The sequence below is a fragment of the Streptomyces sp. NPDC024698 genome (assembly GCF_055559015.1).
On record NZ_JBVHLK010000023.1, the window covers coordinates 69,654 to 87,624 of the forward strand.

A 17,971-nucleotide genomic window follows, 5' to 3' on the forward strand; every position below is an offset into this window, starting at 1 on the left:
GAGGGTCTTGTGAAGTCAAGGGCAAGTCGGCCAGAGCGCGCCGATCACCCCAAGATCGGACAGAAGTTACCAACCGGTATGTAGTGACTTGACAAGCCGGTAACAGTAGAACCTGTTCCCACTCGTCTAGAGTGAGGAGTGTCACGTGGGTGACAACCACCAGCCCGAAAAGGATTCCAGAGGTGTCTCGCGCCGACGATTCATAGCTGGAACAGGTTCTATTCTTGGAGCAGTCAGCCTGGCCGGCCGCGCCGTCGCGGCCCCCGCCCGGATCGCCACGGCGGCCACATCGATCCCTTCCGGAGCGCACGTCCCCGTCCTCGTGATCGGCACCGGATACGGCGGCTCCGTCGCGGCCCTGCGGCTCGCCCAGGCGGGCGTCGACGTGCAGATGGTCGAGATGGGCATGGCCTGGGACACCCCGGGCTCGGACGGCAAGATCTTCGCCAACACGACCAGCCCCGACCAGCGTTCGTACTGGCTGCGCACCAGGACCAAGCAGCCTCTCAGCAACTTCCTCGGCTTCCCGATCGACAAGGACATCCCCCGCTACACGGGGATCCTGGACGCCGAGGACATGGGCCAGATCATCGTGTACCAGGGTCGCGGCGTCGGCGGCGGCTCCCTGGTCAACGGAGGCATGGCGGTCACCCCGAAGCGGGAGAACTTCGGCGCCATCCTCCCGTCGGTGAACGCCGACGAGATGTACGCGACCTACTATCCGCGCGCCAACGCCACGCTCGGCACGGGGCTCATCGACCCGGCCTGGTTCGACACCACCGACGCCTACCAGTACGCACGGGTCGGCCGTAAGCAGGCCCAGCGCTCCGGATTCCCCTTCGTCTTCGTGCCCGACGTGTACGACTGGGACTACATGAAGCAGGAGGCCGCGGGCACCGTCCCCAAGTCGGCCCTCGCCGGGGAGATCCTCTACGGCAACAACTACGGCAAGAAGTCGCTCCAGAAGACGTACCTGGCCCAGGCCAGTGCCACCGGCCGGGTCACCATCTCACCGCTGCACAAGGTCACTTCGGTCGCGCCCGCCTCCGGTGGCGGCTACCAGGTCCTGATCGACCAGCTCAACACCAACGGCGACACCACGGTCTCCAAGGCGGTGACCGCGGACCGCGTGTTCTTCGCGGCCGGGAGCGTGGGAACCAGCAAGCTCCTGGTCACACTGAAGGCGACCGGCGCCCTGCCCGCCCTGAACGGCGAGATCGGCCAGGGCTGGGGCGACAACGGCAACGTCATGTGCGGCCGGGCGAACCAGATCTGGGATCCGACCGGCTCGCTCCAGGCCAGCATCCCCTGCGGCGGCATCGACAACTGGACGGCGGGCGGCGCCTTCGCCGAGGTCGCACCGCTGCCCACCGGCATCGAGACCTGGGCCTCGTTCTATCTGTCCATCACCAAGAACCCCAACCGCGCCCAGTTCTCCTGGAACGCCTCCACCGGCTCCGTCGGCCTCAACTGGCAGACCGCCTGGAAGCAGCCCGCCATCACCATGGCGAAGACGATCTTCGACAAGATCAACGCGAAGGAGGGGACGATCTACCGGAGCGATCTGTTCGGCGTGTACAAGATCTGGGGCGACCATCTCACCTACCACCCGCTCGGCGGCGCCGTGCTCAACAAGGCCACCGACAACTACGGCCGCCTCCAGGGCTATTCGGGCCTATACGTCATCGACGGCGCGCTGATTCCCGGCAACACCAGCGTCAATCCCTTCGTCACCATCACCGCCCTCGCCGAACGCAACATCGAGAACATCATCGCCGTCGACCTCTAGGGCCTGTCCGTGGGAGCGGATCCGGTCAATGGGTCGGGAGCACGCACACCGCGTCCAGGCCCAGTACGTGGTTGAGCCGGCCGAACGCCAGCCAGGAGCCGATGCTCATGGTCAGCTCCACGATCTCCCGCTGGCTGTACAGCGCCGTCATCCGGGTCCAGAACTCCTCGTCCAGACCGTGGTGATCCAGGGCGTACCGCTCGGCGTACTCGGCGGCCAGCCGAGTCCGGTCGTCGAAGGCGTCGGCGGTACGCCACTGGGTCACCGCCTCCGCGAACGCCTCCTCGACCTTGTCGCCGTCCCGCTCCGTGCGCCAGTCGAGACAGAACAGGCACCCGTTGATCTGCGCGATGCGCAGCCGGGCGGCCTCGAACTCGCGCAGGCCCAGCGTCGTGTGCTCGTACACCGACAGGGAGAAGTTCGCGGCGGCCATGCCGATGCCGGGCACCAGCTCGCCCCAGACGTAGCCGATCGGTTCCTGTCCCTCGGGGATGTCGATGCGCAGGGTCATGGGTCACTTCCTTCCGAGTCGCCCGACCGCGGGACGCAGCGGGACGTCGAGTGCGTCGTAGAGCCCTGGTTCCGCGTCCACCAGCCAGTCGATGGCGCCGACCAGACGGCCGACCGCGGTGGCGTTCCCCCCTGCGGAGCGGTTCTCGCCCTCGTCGGTGGCCGCGACGGTCACCTCGATGCGCGGGCGTCCCTCGACGATCACCCGGTGGGCGCCGTCACCGTCGGGCGGCGACGGCCAGTCCGGTGCGCACGAGGCGTGGATACGGGTGATGTGCTCGATGACGATCCGGGGCTCTCCCCCGACGATCCCCTGCACCTCGAAACGGACGGCGCCCTGGGTGCCGGCCGCGAACTCGCCCATGGTGCGGGTGCTGACGGTGTCCGTCAGCGCGCGCCGCTCCAACGTCTCGCGGATGTCGTCGAGTTCGACGTCCAGGGCCCGCGCCATGAGCCGTATCTGGCCGCCCCACACCATGGTCGGGATCGACGGGGCGAGCATCAGCGGCTCGTAGTCCATCGGCTGCCCCATGCCGACCAAGTACCGTACGGATTCCTCCTGTTCGTACGTCGAGTAGTCGAAGATCTCCTGGCAGCGGATGGCGTCGACGGTGGTGCCGAGGCCGCTGACCAGCAGCGGCAGGACGTCGTTGCCCCAGCCGGGGTCGACCCCGGAGACGAACAGGGAGCCCCCGCCCTCGGCGACGGCGGCGAGCACCGGGTCCCGGAACTCGGGCGGGGCGTTGCGCTGGTCGTAGAGCGGATAGAGGGCGGGCGTGACGACCACCGCACCGGCCCGGATCGCCCTGCCGATGTCGTCGAGGGCCTCGTCGGGACGGATGTCGCCGGTGGCCGCGTAGACCACCGCACCCGGTCCCGAGGCCAGGACCGCGTCGATGTCGTCGCTCGCCGCGACCCCGAGGCCCTGGCCCAGTCCGGCGAGCTCGCCCGCGTCGCGGCCCACCTTGCCGGGGTCGTGGACGAGGACGGCCGCGAGTCTCAGTTTCGGGTGGGCCTCGACGGCGCGGATGGCCGCGCGGCCGACGTTGCCGGTACCCCAGACCACCGTGGAAATCATGCGGCGGAGGGTAGCGAGACGGCCTCCAGGTTCCTATAGCCGCGACCGGGGAGAATTCCGGCGCACGGTGGATCCGGTGTCACCGTGCGGACGGGGTCGGGTTCCGGGTCCCGACACCGGCCGTAGGGAGGCGACCGGGTGCGGCCCGGCGGGCGGGTGCGGCTCGGCGGCCGGTGCCGGGAACACCCCTTAGGCTCGAACCATGGCCAAGTACTTCGACGTTCACCCGGAGAACCCGCAGCGGCGCGTCATCAACCAGGTGGTGGAGACCGTCCGCGGCGGCGGGCTGATCGTCTACCCGACGGACTCCTGCTTCGCGCTCGGCTGCGCGCTCGGCAACCGGGAGGGGATCGACCGCATCCGCTCGATCCGACAGCTCGACGAGCGTCACCACTTCACGCTGATGTGCGAGGACTTCGCCCAGCTGGGGCACTTCGTACGGATCGACAACGCGGTCTTCCGCTCGGTCAAGGCGGCGACGCCCGGCAGCTACACCTTCATCCTCCCGGCGACCAAGGAGGCTCCGCGCAGGCTGCTGCACCCGAAGAAGAAGACCGTCGGGGTGCGCATCCCCGACCACGTCGTCGCGCAGGCGATCCTCGCCGAACTGGGCGAGCCGCTGCTGTCGAGCACCCTGCTCCTGCCGGACGAGGACAAGCCGCTCACCCAGGGCTGGGAGATCAAGGACCGCCTCGACCACGTGGTGGACGCCGTCATCGACTCCGGCGACTGCGGCACCGAACCGACGACCGTCATCGACTTCTCCGGCGGCGAGGCGGAGGTCGTACGGCACGGGGCCGGTGACATCACACGGTTCGCGTGACACCACCGGCGGCGACCGGCCCTCCGGGCGCGTGAAAGCATGATCACGGCCCGGACCGCCGGGCCGGATCGCTCACCGTCGACCGCGCTGAGAGGCAGCCCCGATGACCTCCGTACAGGGAACAGCCGTGGACATCCCCACCGAGGACGGCACCGCCGACGCCTACCTCGCCCATCCCGCGGACGGGATCCCCCGGCCGGGTGTCCTGCTCTACCAGGACGCCTACGGTCTGCGCCCGCACCTGCGGTCGATGGCGGACCGGCTGGCCGCCGCCGGTTACACGGTCCTGGTGCCCAACGTGTTCTACCGGCACGGACCGGCCCCCGTCTTCGACCTGCCCGAGTTCATCGGCGCCGAGACGCTCCCCGACCTCTGGACCCGGATCGGCCCGGTCATGCAGTCCCTGACGCCGGAGCTGTCGGTGCGCGACGCGGGTGCGTATCTGCGGTGGCTGGCGGCCAGCCCCCGGGTGACCGACGGACCGGTCGCGGTCACCGGCTACTGCATGGGAGCCCGGCTGGCGCTGCGCACCGCCGGCGCCTTCCCGGAGCGGGTCGCCGCCGCGGCCGGCTTCCACGGAGGGCGGCTCGCCACCGACGAGCCGGACAGCCCACACCTGGCCGCCGAACACATCGGCGCCGAGCTGTACTTCGGACACGCCGACAACGACCCGTCGCTGCCCGAGGAGCAGATCGAGCGGCTGGAGGCGGCGCTGACCGCCGCCGGTGTCCGGCACCGCTGCGAGGTCTACCCGGACGCGCCGCACGGATACACGCAGGCCGACACCGCCTCGTACCAGAAGGAAGGCGACGAGCGGCACTGGGAGGCGCTGCTCGATCTGCTGTCGCGCACCCTCTGATCCGGTCGCGCCCGAACGCGGACGTCCCGCACGCCGGGGAGGCGTGCGGGACGTCTTGCATGCGGTGAAGGGTCAGCTGGTCGTCACGGCGGTGTCGTCCACGACAAAGCTGGTCTGGAGCGAGGAGTCCTCGACGCCGCTGAACTTGAGGCTCACGGTGGAGCCGGCGAAGGAGGACAGGTCGAACGTCTTCTGCGTGTAGCCGGTGGCCTTGTTGAGGTTCGAGTAGGTCGCCAGCGTGGTCGATCCGGCGGTGACCGTCAGCTTGTCGTACTGCGAGCTGGTGGTGGTCTCCGCGGAGTCGATGTGCAGGTAGAAGGTGAACGAGGCCTTGCAGCCGCTGGGGATGGTCACCGACTGCGAGAGCGTGTCGGTGTGCGTGGAGCCGTAGCCGTCCAGCCAGGCCTTGTACGAGCCGCCGTGGGCCGCCTCGCCCGTGTCGGTGGTGATGACCCCGCTGCTCGCGGTCCAGGTGGTGGCGCCGGACTCGAAACCGGGGTTGCCGAGCAGCTGCGCCGAGGTGCAGGTGCCGCCACCGCCGGAGGTGCTGACGGTCCAGGTGAACGAGGCGGTGCCGGTCGCTCCGGTGCTGTCGGTGACGGTCACCGTGGTGCTGCTCGTCCCGGCCGTGGTCGGAGTACCGGTGATGGCGCCGGTGGAGCTGTTGATCGACAGGCCGGCGGGCAGTCCGCTCGCGGAGTACGTCAGGGCGCCGCTGTTGGTGCTGCTGGCCGAGACCTGAAGGCTCACCGCGGTACCGACGGTCGAGGACTGGCTGCCCGGGTTGGTGACGGTCACACCGCTGCTCGGCGGGGTGACGTGGCTGCCGACGGCGATCCCCGCGAAGGCGTTCGCCACGCCCGCGTACTGGGCGGAGCTCGCGCCGTACAGGGCGGTCGCGGCGTTCAGCGCCGCGGTACGGGCGCTCGCGTAGTTGGTGCTGGACGTCATGTACGTCGTCAGCGCCTTGTACCAGATCTGGAGGGCGGCGGCGCGGCCGATCCCCGCGACGGCGACACCGTCGGAGGTCGAGCTGTTGTAGGTGACACCGTTGATGGTCTTGGTGCCACTGCCCTCGGAGAGCAGGTAGAACATGTGGTTCGCCGGGCCCGAGGAGTAGTGGACGTCGAGGTTGCCGACGCCGGAGTACCAGCTGTCCGCGGAACTGCCGTCCTTGCTGGGCTTGTCCATGTAGCGCAGCGGGGTGCCGTCGCCGTTGATGTCGATCTTCTCGCCGATGAGGTAGTCGCCCACGTCGGAGGAGTTGTTGGCGTAGAACTCCACGCCGGTGCCGAAGATGTCCGAGGTGGCCTCGTTGAGGCCGCCGGACTCACCGGTGTAGTTCAGCCCGGCGGTGTTGGAGGTGACACCGTGGCTCATCTCGTGGCCCGCGACGTCCAGCGAGGTCAGCGCGTGGGTGCTGCCGGTCCCGTCGCCGTAGGTCATGCAGAAGCAGCTGTCGTCCCAGAAGGCGTTGACGTACGCCGAGCTGTAGTGGACGCGCGAGTAGGCGGCGACGCCGTTGTTCTTGATGCCGCTGCGCCCGAAGGTGTTCTTGTAGAAGTCCCAGGTCGTCTGGGCGCCGTAGGCCGCGTCGGCGCCGGCCGTCTGGGTGTTGGAGCCCGCGCCGGTGCCCCAGACGTCGTCGGCGTCCGTCATCAGCGTGCCGGTGCCGGAGGTGCCGTTGTTCAGCGAGTAGGTCTTGTGACCACCGCGGGTCGAGTCCGTCAGCTGGTACGTCGATCCCGACAGCGTGGTGTTCAGCGTGACCGAGCCGCTGTACTGGGTGTTGCCGGTGCCGGTCTCGATGCCCTCGTACCGGGTGAGTTCCTTGCCGGTCGTGGCGTCGGTGACGACGTGCAGCCTGCTCGGCGTGCCGTCGTCCTGGAACCCGCTGATCACGGTCTCCCAGGCGAGCCGGGGGGTGCCGGTGCCGGCCCAGATGACCTTGCGGGCGCTCTGAGTGGTGGGCTTCTCCGCCTTGAGCGACTTGGCCGTCTTGAGGGCCTGGGCCCCGGCGGCGGACTTGGAGACGGCGGCGGTGGTGCTCGCGACCTTGATGGCGTGCTTGTTGTTGAAGGTCGTGCTCACCGTGCCGGTGGCCTGCGAGGCGGGCGGGGTGTGGACCACGATGTCGCCGCCGAGCACCGGGAGTCCGGCGTAGGTGCGCTCGTAGCGGGTGTGCAGGGTGCCGTCGTTGTCCTTGACGACGTCCTTGACGACCAGCTTCTCCTTGGAGCCGAGGCCCAGGGTGCCGGCGGTCGCGGCGGTCTGCTTCGATGCCTTCGTCAGCAGCGCCGCGTGCTGGGCCGGAGTGAGCTTGGCCTCAAGTCCTCCCGTACGCAGGGGGGTTGTGTGGGGGGCGGGCTTGGCGACTGCCGGAACCGTCTGTATACCGACGGCCAGGAACGCGGCGGTGGCCACCATGGCTCCGGCCGCGGTCGCCTGACGGGGGAAACGTCTCACTCGTACTCCTACTGCTTCGGCCGCGGTCGGCGGCCGGTGACAGACCGGGCAGACGGGATGTGCTGTCCGGGAAGAGCTGAGCAGGGGCGCGCGGGAACGCGGCTGTGGGCAGGCCATGGACGACCTGTCCGACAGGTGTGGGAAAGGATGGCACTCTTGACCTAGGCATGACATGGCCTTGGTGGGGATCGAGGGTTATCCCTACACCCGCGCCCCGAAACCCCCGGGACCGGAGCGAAGCCACGCCATGGCCGAGTCCCACCCGTTCACGGCCGAGTCCCGCCTGCCCACGGCCGAGGCCCCCGGAAGGCCCACCCGCCCACGCCTTCGGCCGGGCCTCCGCCAAGCGGCCTTGCGCCGGATTCCTCGGCGGGCCGCGATGATCGTCGCGTCGTTTAATGACGGAGTCGGAGGAGTCGTCCTCGAGCAGGAGCTGCCCATGTCGGCGACACAAGCCCCTTCAGCCAGCGGCCGGAACAGGCCCGGATGGCTCCAGCGGCTGGGCGAGTGGTGTGCCCGCCATTTCGTGATCGTCATCGTGGCGTGGCTCGTCGCGCTCGGCGTGCTCCAGGGGCTGAACCACTCGTTCGGCGGCCAGTACTCGGACAACTTCCAGCTGCCGGGAGTGCAGTCGACCGACGGGCTCAACGTCCTCAAGGCGCACGACCCGGCCGCGGGCGGCTACAGCAGCCAGGTCGTACTGCGCGACACGCAGAAGCCGCTGACCTCGCTCAGCTCCCAGATGAGCCAGACCGTCGACTCCCTGGGGAAGCTGCCGCACGTCCTGTCGGCGCAGAACCCGCTGCCGCCCCCCGGGTCCCAGCCGCCCTCGGGACAGTCCCAGCAGCAGAACGTCGGACCGCTGTCCAGCGACGGGAAGACCGGCTACATCACCGTCCGTTTCGACGTGCAGCCCTCGACCCTCGGCGACGACTACCTCCACGGGGTGGACAGCGCCGTCCAGCCGCTGCGGTCCGCGGGCGTCGACGTCGAGTACGGCGGCCCGCTGGGCGAACTGGCCAGGCCCGCGGCGAACGACAAGATCAGCGAGCTCATCGGGTTCGCGGTGGCGATCGTCGTCCTGCTCGTCGGGTTCGGCAGCGTCCTGGCGGCGGGTCTGCCGCTGGTGACCGCGCTGGTCAGCGTGGTGGGCGGCCTGGCCGTCCTTGGCCTGCTCGCCGCCGCGACCACCTTCGCGACGGTGTCGCCGACGCTCGCCACCATGATCGGACTCGGCGTCGGCATCGACTACGCCCTGTTCCTGCTCACCCGTCACCGGCAGAACCTCATCAACGGCGTCGATCCGGTACGGGCGGCGGGCCGGGCCGCCACCACCAGTGGACGGGCGGTCCTGGTCTCGGGCTGCACCGTGATCATCGCCCTGGCCGGCCTGTCCGTCTCCGGTGTCTCGTTCATCAGCAAACTCGGCCTCGCGGCGGCCGTCACGGTCGTCTCGGCGGTGGCCGGCGCGCTGACCCTCGTACCCGCCCTGCTCGGACTCATCGGCCGGCGCATCGACCGGTATCACGTGCGGACGCCGATCGCGGAGACGAACGCCGAGCCCGGGGCGGAGGTCACCGGCACCTGGCACCGCTACGCGCTGCGGGTCGAGCGGCACCCGTGGCGGTACCTGGCCGGCGGCCTGCTCACGGTGCTCATCCTGGCCATCCCCGTGTTCACCATCCAGCTCGGGCACATCGGTGACGGCGCCGACCCCACGTCGTTCACGGACCGGCGCGCGTTCGACATCATGTCCGACTCCTTCGGACCCGGCTCCAACGGCCCGCTGACCGTGGTGATCGACCAGACGAACGTGCCGTCCGACAAGCGTTCCGCGCTGGCGTCACAGGCGCAGAAGACGATCGACGGTGTGTCGGGGGCGGCCGTGGTCACCCCGCTGACGACCACCAAGGACGGGGACGTGCTGGTGGGCACCGTCTACTCCAAGGTGTCCCCGCAGAACAAGGACACCACGAACCTGACGAACCGCCTGGTCGACGACACCCTGCCACAGGCCGTGTCCGGAACCTCCGCCAAGGGCTATGTCACGGGCACGACGGCCGCCCAGGTCGACTTCCGCAACATCGTCGCGAGCCGGCTGCCCCTCATCATCCTCGTGGTGGTCGCGCTCGCCTTCATCATCATCCTGATCGTCTTCCGCGGGCTGCTCGTCGCGCTCAAGGCGGCGATCCTCAACGTGCTCTCCATCGCCGCCTCCTACGGTGTCGTCGTCGCCGTCTTCCAGTGGGGCTGGGGCGGGCCGGCGCTCGGGGTCTCCGGCAAGGTCCCCATCGAGAGCTATGTGCCGATGATGATGTTCGCGATCATCTTCGGGCTCAGCATGGACTACGAGATCTTCCTGCTGTCCCGGGTGCACGAGTTCTGGCTGCGCAGCGGGGACGCGAAGGCGAGCGTCGCGCACGCGCTGGAGATCACCGCCCGGGTGATCACCTGCGCCGCGCTGATCATGATGAGCGTCTTCGCCGCGTTCATCCTGAGCGACAACATCGTCGTCAAGATGCTCGGCCTCGGACTCGCCGTGAGCGTGCTGATCGACGCGACGGTCGTACGGCTCCTGATGGTCCCGGCGGTGATGACCCTGCTCGGCGCCCGTGCCTGGTGGACCCCGCGCTGGCTCGACCGGATCCTCCCGCACATCGACCCGGAGGGCGATCAGGCCTAGGGCGTGTGCCGGCGGGGGTGCGAGGAAATCCGGGTGCTCCGGAACGCGCGGACACCTAGCATGACGCGATGCCCCGGATCGAACTCCTGCGTCTCGGCCACGCTCCCGCGCTGCTCTCGTTCGAGCGGGAGAACCGCGCCTATTTCGCCGCGTCGATCCCCGACCGCGGCGACGACTTCTTCGAGCGGTTCGACGCCGTCCTGCGCGAACGTCTGGCCGAACAGGCCGCGGGGCAGGCCCACTTCCATGTCGTCGTGGACGGCACCGGCGCGATCCTCGCCCGCGTCAACCTGGTCGACGCGGCGCGCGGTTCGGCCGTCCTCGGCTACCGCGTCGCCGAGCGGGCCGCGGGGCGGGGGCTGGCCACGGCCGCCGTACGGGAGGTGTGCGCGCTGTCCGCGAGCGCGTACGGCCTGAGCTGCCTGCGAGCCGCCGCGAGCGTCGACAACCCCGCGTCCCGGACGGTGCTGACCCGCACCGGATTCCTCGTCACCGGCGCCACCGAGCTGAACGGGCGTCCGGCCCTGTGCTTCGAGCGGGAGCTTCCGCCCGCCGAGACGGCGTTCCCGGCGGCCGGAGGCGTGCTCGCCGTGGCCGACGGCGTGTTCACGGCCGGGCGCGCGGCCGGTCAGGAGAGCGGTTCGACAACCGGGTTGATCGGCGACTGATAGGCGCCGCTGGCCAGCATGCGGACCTCGCCCGACGGGCTGATCTCGGCGCGCAGGATGCCGGTGGGATCGCTGTACACCGGGTTGCCGCCCGGTCCCTTGGCGGTCGTCCGCTCGACGACCACCTCGTCCGTCACCATGCGCGCATCCGGTCCGGGGTGGGTGAAGGTCAGGCGGTAGCGGTCCACGGTCTTCATTCAGGGCCTCCGCGCCGAAGCGACAATTGGATGCAATAAGGACTGTCCATCCATCATGCGTCCACACCCCCGGGAGCCGCCTCGCCCGCGCCGGGCCGCCCCATAGGCCACCCCCGTCACCGGGACCGCGACCGGTCACCGTGCGTGATGCCCCTCGCCACGGGGCGCCGAGCAGTGTAGACATAGCTCATGGTCGGACTATTGGGTCGAACCCGGGCTCAGTCGACCCGCCGCCCCAGTACAGCGCACCGCAGGCGTGGGCCACACGAAGGCAAGCACGGGCACGGCCCGTCCGACGGGCTGCGTCACGCCCTCGGCGGGCGCAGTGTCGCCGGGCAGGTCTTCGTCCTGCAAGTGGTCATCGTGCTGCTCCTGGTCGTCGCCGCGGTGGTCGCACTGGTACTCCAGGTGCGCCATGACAGCACTCAGGAGGCCCGCAACCGCTCGCTCGCCGTCGCGGAGACCTTCGCCAACGCGCCCGGCACCCGTGCGGCCCTGAGCGCCCCCGACCCCACGGCACTGCTCCAGCCCAGCGCTGAAGCCGCCCGCAAGGCGTCGGACGTGGACTTCATCGTCGTACTCAACACCGACTCGATCCGCTACACGCATCCCAAGCCCGACCGGATCGGCAAGAAGTTCATCGGGACCACCGCCCCGGTCCTGGCCGGCCACTCCGTCATCGAGCAGGTCAACGGAACGCTCGGCCCGCTGGTGCAGGCCACGGTCCCCATCAAGGCGCCCTCCGGCAAGGTCGTCGGGATGGTCTCGGCCGGGATCACCACGGACAACGTGGGCGGCGCCGCCGATCACCAGCTGCCGCTCCTGCTCGGCGCCGCCGCCGTGGCACTGGCCCTGGCGACCGCGAGCACCGCACTGGTCAGCAGACGCCTGCTGCGCCAGACGCACGGCCTCGGCCCGTACGAGATGACCCGGATGTACGAGCACCACGACGCCGTGCTGCACTCCGTCCGGGAGGGAGTGATCATCGTCGGCGCGGAGGGGCAGCTGCTGCTCGCCAACGACGAGGCCAGCCGTCTGCTCGACCTGCCCGCGGACGCCGAGGGACAGCACGTCGAGAAGCTCGGCCTGGACTCGGGCACGGCCGAGCTGCTGGCCTCGGGGCGCGTGGCCACCGACGAGGTGCACCTGGTCGGGGACCAGCTGCTGGCCGTCAACCAGCGGCCCACGCATCTGCGGGGCGGACCGGCCGGCAGCGTCGCCACGCTCCGGGACTCCACGGAACTGCGGGCGCTCTCGGGCCGGGCGGAGATCGCCCGCGAACGGCTCAAACTCCTCTACGACGCCGGTGTGCGCATCGGCACCAGCCTGGACGTCACCAGGACGGCCGAGGAACTGACGGCCGTCGCGGTCCCCCGCTTCGCGGACTTCGTCACCGTGGACCTGGCCGACGCCGTACTGAGCGGGCAGGAGCCGGACGCCGGCACCGGGCTGCGCCGCACCGCCTCCGGTGGCATCCGCGAGGACGCGCCGCTCTATCCGGTCGGCGAGCACATCGGCTTCGTACCGTCCTCGCCCCAGGCCCACAGCCTGCGCACCGGAGAGGCCGTGGTCGAGCCCAATCTCGGCGGTGCGCCGGGCTGGCTGGCCCAGGACCCGAAGCGCACCGCGCAGGTCGTCGACTACGGAATCCACTCCCTGATCACCGTCCCCCTGCGCGTGGGCCCCCTGGTCATGGGGGTGGTCAACTTCTGGCGCTCCGAGAAGCCCGACCCCTTCGACGTGGACGATCTCGCCCTCGCCGAGGAACTGGTCGCCCGCGCGGCGGTCTCCATCGACAACGCGCGCCGCTACACACGCGAGCACACGATGGCCGTGACCCTGCAACGCAGCCTGCTGCCGCGCACGCTGCCCGACCAGAGCGCCCTCGACCTCGCCTACCGCTATCTTCCGGCCCAGGCGGGGGTCGGCGGCGACTGGTTCGACGTGCTGCCGCTGCCCGGCGCCCGGGTCGCGGTCGTCGTCGGCGACGTCGTCGGCCACGGACTGCTGGCCGCCGCGACGATGGGCCGGCTGCGTACGGCGGTCCACAACTTCTCCGCGCTCGATCTGCCGCCCGACGAACTGCTCGGGCTGCTGGACGAACTGGTCGGCCGGATCGACCAGGACGAGCTCCCGGAGGACACCAGGGCCGCCGTCACGGGCGCCACCTGCGTGTACGCCGTCTACGACCCGACGACCCGGCGCTGCACCGTCGCCCGCGCGGGCCATCCTCCGCCGGCGGTGATCCGTCCGGACGGCAGCGTCGACTTCCCCGACGTGCCGGCCGGTCCCCCGCTCGGCCTGGGCGGTCTGCCGTTCGAGACGGCCGAGCTGGAACTGGAGGAGGGCAGCCGGCTGGTGCTCTACACGGACGGCCTGGTCGAGGACCGGGAACGGGACATCGACGTCGGGCTCGAACTGCTGCGTACGGCGCTGTCCGGGGCCGACCGCTCGCCGGAGGAGACCTGCCAGGCCGTGCTGAGCGCCCTGCTGCCGGCCCGGCCGAGCGACGACATCGCCCTGATCGTGGCGCGCACCCATGCCCTCGAAGGAGACCGGATCGCCTCGTGGGAGGTGCCGTCCGAACCGGCCGCCGTGGGCGAGGCACGTGCGTCGGCGAGCCGGCAACTGGAGCGCTGGGGACTCGGGGAGATGGCGTTCACCACCGAGCTGATCCTCAGCGAGCTGGTGACCAACGCGATCCGCTACGGCAACGGGCCGATCGGGGTCCGCCTGCTGCTGGACCGCACGCTGATCTGCGAGGTGTTCGACGGCAGCAACACCTCACCGCATCTGCGGTACGCGGCGACGACGGACGAGGGCGGACGCGGTCTGTTCCTGGTCGCCCAGCTCACGGACCGCTGGGGCACCCGCTACACGCCCGCGGGCAAGGTCATCTGGGCGGAGCAGCCGCTGCCCTGAGTCGCCGCCGTGTGCGTCGGGGGCGGTGCCCGCCGAGAGTGGTGTCGGCCGTGGGCGGTGTCGCCCGGTGGTGTCGGCCCAGGGCGCTGTCAGCCGGGGTTGGCCGGGCCGTCCCCGGCGTCCCGCTCCCCCATCGGGTTCGCGCCCGTCGCCGCGCCCGCCCCGTCGCCCGCTCCGTCCACGGGTGTCATCGCGGCGGCCCCTCCCTGGAGCCGTTCCAGGTCGGAGGGGCGCACCTGGATGACGATCAGGGCGACCAGGGCGGCGAAGACCGCGAAGACGGCGGCGGCGACGAACGCTCCCGTGATGCCGGACGTCAGCACCTGTCCGCTCCAGGGAGCGGGAAGCTGTCCCGTCCGGCGGAACTGGAGCTTCTGCGCCGGGGTCGCGGTCGACAGGAAGTTCGCGACCTGGTTCGTGGCCTCGTTGCGGCTCGCGGTACCGAAGACCGTGACCAGCACGGACAGGCCGAGCGATCCGCCGACCTGCTGGGTGGCGTTGAGGATGCCGGAGGCGGCGCCCGTGTCCTTGGGCTGCACTCCGGACACCGCCATCAACGTCAGCGACACGAACTGGAGGCCCATGCCGAAGCCGAAGACGAGGGTCGGTCCGAGGATGCTGCCGAGATAGGTGCTGTTGACGTCGGTGAGCGTCAGCCAGCCCAGGCCCAGCGCGGCCAGGATCGCGCCCACGGCCATGAAGGGCTTGGGCCCGAACCTGGGCAGCAGGTTCGAGGCGACACCCGCGCCGATCGCGATGATCACGCTGACCGGCAGGAAGGCGAAGCCGGCCTTGAGCGGGCTGAACCCGAGGATGTTCTGCACGAAGAGCGTCAGGAAGAAGAACATCCCGAAGATGGCGGCGGACAGGCTCAGCATCATCGCGTAGACGCCCGAGCGGTTGCGGTCGCGGAACATCCACAGCGGTGTGATGGGCTGTCTCGACCGGCGTTCGACCGCGATGAAGGAGATCAGGAACACCAGCGCGGCGCCGAAGGACGCCAGGGTGAGGGGGTTGCTCCAGCCCTTCTCCGAGGCACGGATGAAGCCGTAGACCAGCAGCACCATGCCGAGGGTCGAGGTGAGGGCACCGAGGAGGTCGAAGTGGCCCGGGTGCCGCTCGGACTCCTTGATGTAGCGGGGGGTCGCGGCCACGATCAGCAGGCCGATGGGGACGTTCACGAAGAAGACCCAGCGCCAGTCGAGCCACTCGACGAGGACGCCGCCCGCGAGCAGTCCGATCGCGCTGCCGCCCGCGGAGACGGCGGCGAACACGCCGAACGCCCGGTTGCGCTCGGGTCCTTCACGGAAGGTGGTGGTGATCAGCGACAGGGCGGTGGGTGAGGCGATGGCGCCGCCGACGCCCTGGAGCGAGCGCGCGGCGAGCAACTGCCAGGATTCCTGGGAGAGTCCGCCGAGCAGTGAGGCGAACACGAAGAGCAGCACGCCGAAGATGAACATCCGGCGTCTGCCGAGGATGTCCCCGGAGCGTCCGCCGAGCAGCAGCAGACCGCCGAAGGTCAGCGTGTAGGCGTTGATCACCCAGGACAGGTTCTCGGTCGAGAAACCGAGCGAGGTCTGGATGTGCGGCAGCGCGATGTTCACGATGGTGATGTCGAGGACCACCATCAGCTGGCACGAGGCGATGACGAGGAGTGCGATACCCCTGCCTCGGCCCCGCTGCGGGGACTCGGCAGACTCGGAGGATGTCACGTGATCGGCCGTCATCGGAGAAGGCCCTGCATCGCGGGTCGGCGGTGAACGTAGTTGCTCACTCCATCGACGTTAAGCCTGCCCGCGATGCCTCACCAATCGATCACCGGGGCAGGCCCTCTTCGCCGTGCTTCCGCTGTCGGCGGGTGCTCCGCGCGATCCGGTCACGCCTTGGCCGGCGCGGAGGTCGCCCGAGGCAGGCCGCGTGGTCCGGGTGGGTTCAGGAGGTCGGGGCGACCAGCGTGCGTTCGGTTCCCAGGTGGCCGGCGAGGGTGTCGGTGTACATGGTGGTCTCGCCGTCGGACCAACGGATGACGAGGTCGTCGGTGCGGCCGTCGCCGGTGAAGTCCCCGGTCGTCATGACCGCGTCGTGCTTCCAGAGCCCGTTGGGGTCCAGGACACGATGCTCGCCGCCGAGGCCCGAGGTCGTCGTACCGACGTAGTCGTCGAGCTCGCCGTCGGTCCAGCGCACCATGAGGTCCCATTTCCGACTGCCCGAGAACTCACCGGCCGTCAGGAGCGTGGCGTCCCGCCAGGTGCCGTTCTTCGGCTTCAGCTGGTGCTCCTGCCCGAAGGTGCCGGCGCCGACGTTCGTGTAGAGGGTCAGCTCACCGTCGGCCCAGCGCACGACGAGGTCGGTGACGTACGTCGAGGCGGCGAAGCGGCCCGCGGCGATCTGCGTCGCGTTCTTCCAGAGACCGTTCGGCTTGATCATCTGGGTGCCGGCCCGATTCAGGCCCTGGGAACCGACGTCGCCGTACAGGGTCACCTCGCCGTCGGCCCAGCGGACCAGCAGGTCGAACTGGTCGGACCCGGTGAAGTCGCCCGCCGTGATGGTCCTGGCGTTCTTCCACGTGGAGTTCTTGGGCAGCAACTGCCGCTCGGGGTCGTAGCCGCCGTGTCCGTTGCCGGGGTAGAGCGTGACCTCGCCGTCGGACCAGACCACGATCATGTCGCTGTGGCCGGTCCGGCGGAAGTCGCCCGAGGCCATCAGCTCGGCGTTCTGCCAGGTGCTCGCCGCGCCGGGCAGCCAGGGGTCTCCGGACGGCTGGTACGGCGGCTTGCCGTCGCTCACGTTCCGATGCGCGGCGGCGTCGGCGAACAGGTCCTGGGCGTCCTTGCCGTAGACCGGCGCATAGGTCACCCAGTCGTCGTTGGCGTCGTTGCCACCGCCGTTGTAGCCGCCGGTGTTGCCGATCACCTTGCCGGTGCCGTCGGCGCTGTTGTAGTCCTCGATCCACGGGCCGCCGGAAACACCACCGTAGAAGCCGGTGCAGGTCATGCGCATCTGCCGGAAGCCGGGCAGCTGAGAGGTGTTGACGGGGCAGCGCACCGGCACGTGGTCGGGGTTGACGCCGGCGTCGTCGGGATAGCCGATGACGGTGACCTTGTGGTGGTAACCGCTGGTCGGCGTGAAGGTCAGGGCTCCCGTGACATCCTCCACCTCGCCCCGGCCGTTGGGGCCGACCTGAGCGAACGCCAGGTCGAGGTCGGAGACCGCCTTCTTGCTGTTCCTCTCGTAGCGCGGGTCGATGTAGAGCTGGGACACCGGGAACACGCCGTCCGGTTGCCCGGCGGCGGGCCGGCCGCTGCGGTAGCGCGGCACGAAGATGCGGTGGGTGGCCGACTTCAGGCCGAGCCCGCAGTGTCCGGCGGTCAGCACGATGTCCTTGGCGGCCGTGTGCACGACGCTACCCGTGCAGTATGTCTTCGGGCCGCCGAGCGGCTTGCCGTCGAAGAAGAACGTGCCCACCGTCGGGTGGCCGAGGAAGTGCTCCGGGGCGGGGGTGCCCGCCGGCGGCGGCCGGTGCGCGGCGGCGCCGGCCGTGATGCCGTGCTTCGCCACGGCCGGAGCGGGGGCCGGCGGGGAGTCGACCGGGACCGCATGGTCCATGCGGTCCGCCGTCCAGAACTTCTCCTCCTCACTCAGCATCGGGCCGTCCGAGGGGGAAGGAGCGGAAGCCGGCTCGACGGACCGCGTCGAGGGCGCGGAGGGGGTCGCGGAGTCCGTCGGTGACGCGGCGGCCGTCGGTGCTGTGGAAGCCGTCGGTGGGGCGGAGAGGGCCGGTGCCGGACGGTCCGTCGCGGCCGACGCCGTCCCGGCGCCGAGAACGCCGACGCCCAGTCCCAGCGCCAGGGCTCGAATCCATCTGCTTCTGGAACGCAACAAGGTGCCTTTCCGTCTTGTAGGGGGTCGTACGGTGAACGCGGCGCGAACCACCCTTTTCCGTACGCAAGTTCGACGGCACTGCATTATTGGGCAA

At 70.1% G+C, this 17,971-nt stretch carries 12 protein-coding genes; 6 read left to right on the plus strand and 6 right to left on the minus strand.

The annotated features are described in order from the left end of the window. Positions 1-145 precede the first annotated feature (145 nt). Positions 146-1,789, plus strand: a complete 1,644-nt coding sequence (locus ACZ4AA_RS32770) for a GMC oxidoreductase (RefSeq protein WP_467610822.1) — start codon at positions 146-148, stop codon at positions 1,787-1,789. Between the two features lie 25 nt (positions 1,790-1,814). On the opposite strand, the gene ACZ4AA_RS32775 is transcribed toward ACZ4AA_RS32770, so the two are convergent. Beyond that, entirely contained in the window at positions 1,815-2,294 is a 480-nt protein-coding gene (locus ACZ4AA_RS32775) for a carboxymuconolactone decarboxylase family protein (RefSeq protein WP_467610914.1), read from the minus strand. 9 nt (positions 2,295-2,303) lie between these two features. After that, positions 2,304-3,377 (minus strand): NAD(P)H-dependent amine dehydrogenase family protein, encoded by a 1,074-nt coding sequence (locus ACZ4AA_RS32780; protein WP_467610824.1) that lies wholly within the window; start codon positions 3,375-3,377, stop codon positions 2,304-2,306. 202 nt (positions 3,378-3,579) lie between these two features. On the opposite strand from ACZ4AA_RS32780, the gene ACZ4AA_RS32785 reads away from it, so the two are divergent. After that, a complete protein-coding gene (locus tag ACZ4AA_RS32785) occupies positions 3,580-4,200 on the plus strand; it encodes an L-threonylcarbamoyladenylate synthase (protein WP_467610826.1) in 621 nt (206 codons plus the stop codon). Positions 4,201-4,303: 103 nt separating this feature from the next. Beyond that, positions 4,304-5,059: a dienelactone hydrolase family protein gene (locus ACZ4AA_RS32790; RefSeq protein ID WP_467610828.1), complete on the plus strand. Its 756-nt coding sequence runs from the start codon at positions 4,304-4,306 to the stop codon at positions 5,057-5,059. Between the two features lie 72 nt (positions 5,060-5,131). Here ACZ4AA_RS32790 and ACZ4AA_RS32795 read toward each other — a convergent pair whose 3' ends face one another. After that, positions 5,132-7,525 carry a M4 family metallopeptidase gene (locus ACZ4AA_RS32795; protein WP_467610830.1) on the minus strand — a complete coding sequence of 798 codons (2,394 nt, stop codon included), beginning with the start codon at positions 7,523-7,525 and terminating at the stop codon, positions 5,132-5,134. A 439-nt stretch (positions 7,526-7,964) separates the two neighbouring features. On the opposite strand from ACZ4AA_RS32795, the gene ACZ4AA_RS32800 reads away from it, so the two are divergent. Continuing rightward, complete coding sequence (locus tag ACZ4AA_RS32800) at positions 7,965-10,208, plus strand: MMPL family transporter (protein WP_467610832.1); 2,244 nt, start codon at positions 7,965-7,967, stop codon at positions 10,206-10,208. 68 nt (positions 10,209-10,276) lie between these two features. After that, the gene (locus ACZ4AA_RS32805; RefSeq protein WP_467610834.1) at positions 10,277-10,876 is read left to right on the plus strand and encodes a GNAT family N-acetyltransferase; all 600 of its coding nucleotides are present in this window, start codon (positions 10,277-10,279) and stop codon (positions 10,874-10,876) included. Here the strand turns inward: ACZ4AA_RS32805 and ACZ4AA_RS32810 are convergent. Further along, the gene (locus ACZ4AA_RS32810) at positions 10,837-11,073 is read right to left on the minus strand and encodes a DUF6296 family protein (RefSeq protein ID WP_467610836.1); all 237 of its coding nucleotides are present in this window, start codon (positions 11,071-11,073) and stop codon (positions 10,837-10,839) included. The two genes, ACZ4AA_RS32805 and ACZ4AA_RS32810, sit on opposite strands and share 40 nt — an antisense overlap. 189 nt (positions 11,074-11,262) lie before the next feature. On the opposite strand from ACZ4AA_RS32810, the gene ACZ4AA_RS32815 reads away from it, so the two are divergent. Beyond that, on the plus strand, positions 11,263-13,995 hold the full coding sequence (locus ACZ4AA_RS32815) for a SpoIIE family protein phosphatase (RefSeq protein ID WP_467610838.1): 2,733 nt from the start codon (positions 11,263-11,265) through the stop codon (positions 13,993-13,995). An 89-nt stretch (positions 13,996-14,084) separates the two neighbouring features. Here the strand turns inward: ACZ4AA_RS32815 and ACZ4AA_RS32820 are convergent, their stop codons facing one another. Together ACZ4AA_RS32820 and ACZ4AA_RS32825 are read right to left on the minus strand one after the other, a co-directional pair. Beyond that, positions 14,085-15,722, minus strand: coding sequence for an MFS transporter (locus ACZ4AA_RS32820; protein WP_467610840.1), 1,638 nt, complete (start codon positions 15,720-15,722; stop codon positions 14,085-14,087). A gap of 205 nt (positions 15,723-15,927) precedes the next feature. Then, positions 15,928-17,640 carry a trypsin-like serine peptidase gene (locus ACZ4AA_RS32825; protein ID WP_467610842.1) on the minus strand — a complete coding sequence of 571 codons (1,713 nt, stop codon included), beginning with the start codon at positions 17,638-17,640 and terminating at the stop codon, positions 15,928-15,930. Between the last annotated feature and the right edge of the window lie 331 nt (positions 17,641-17,971).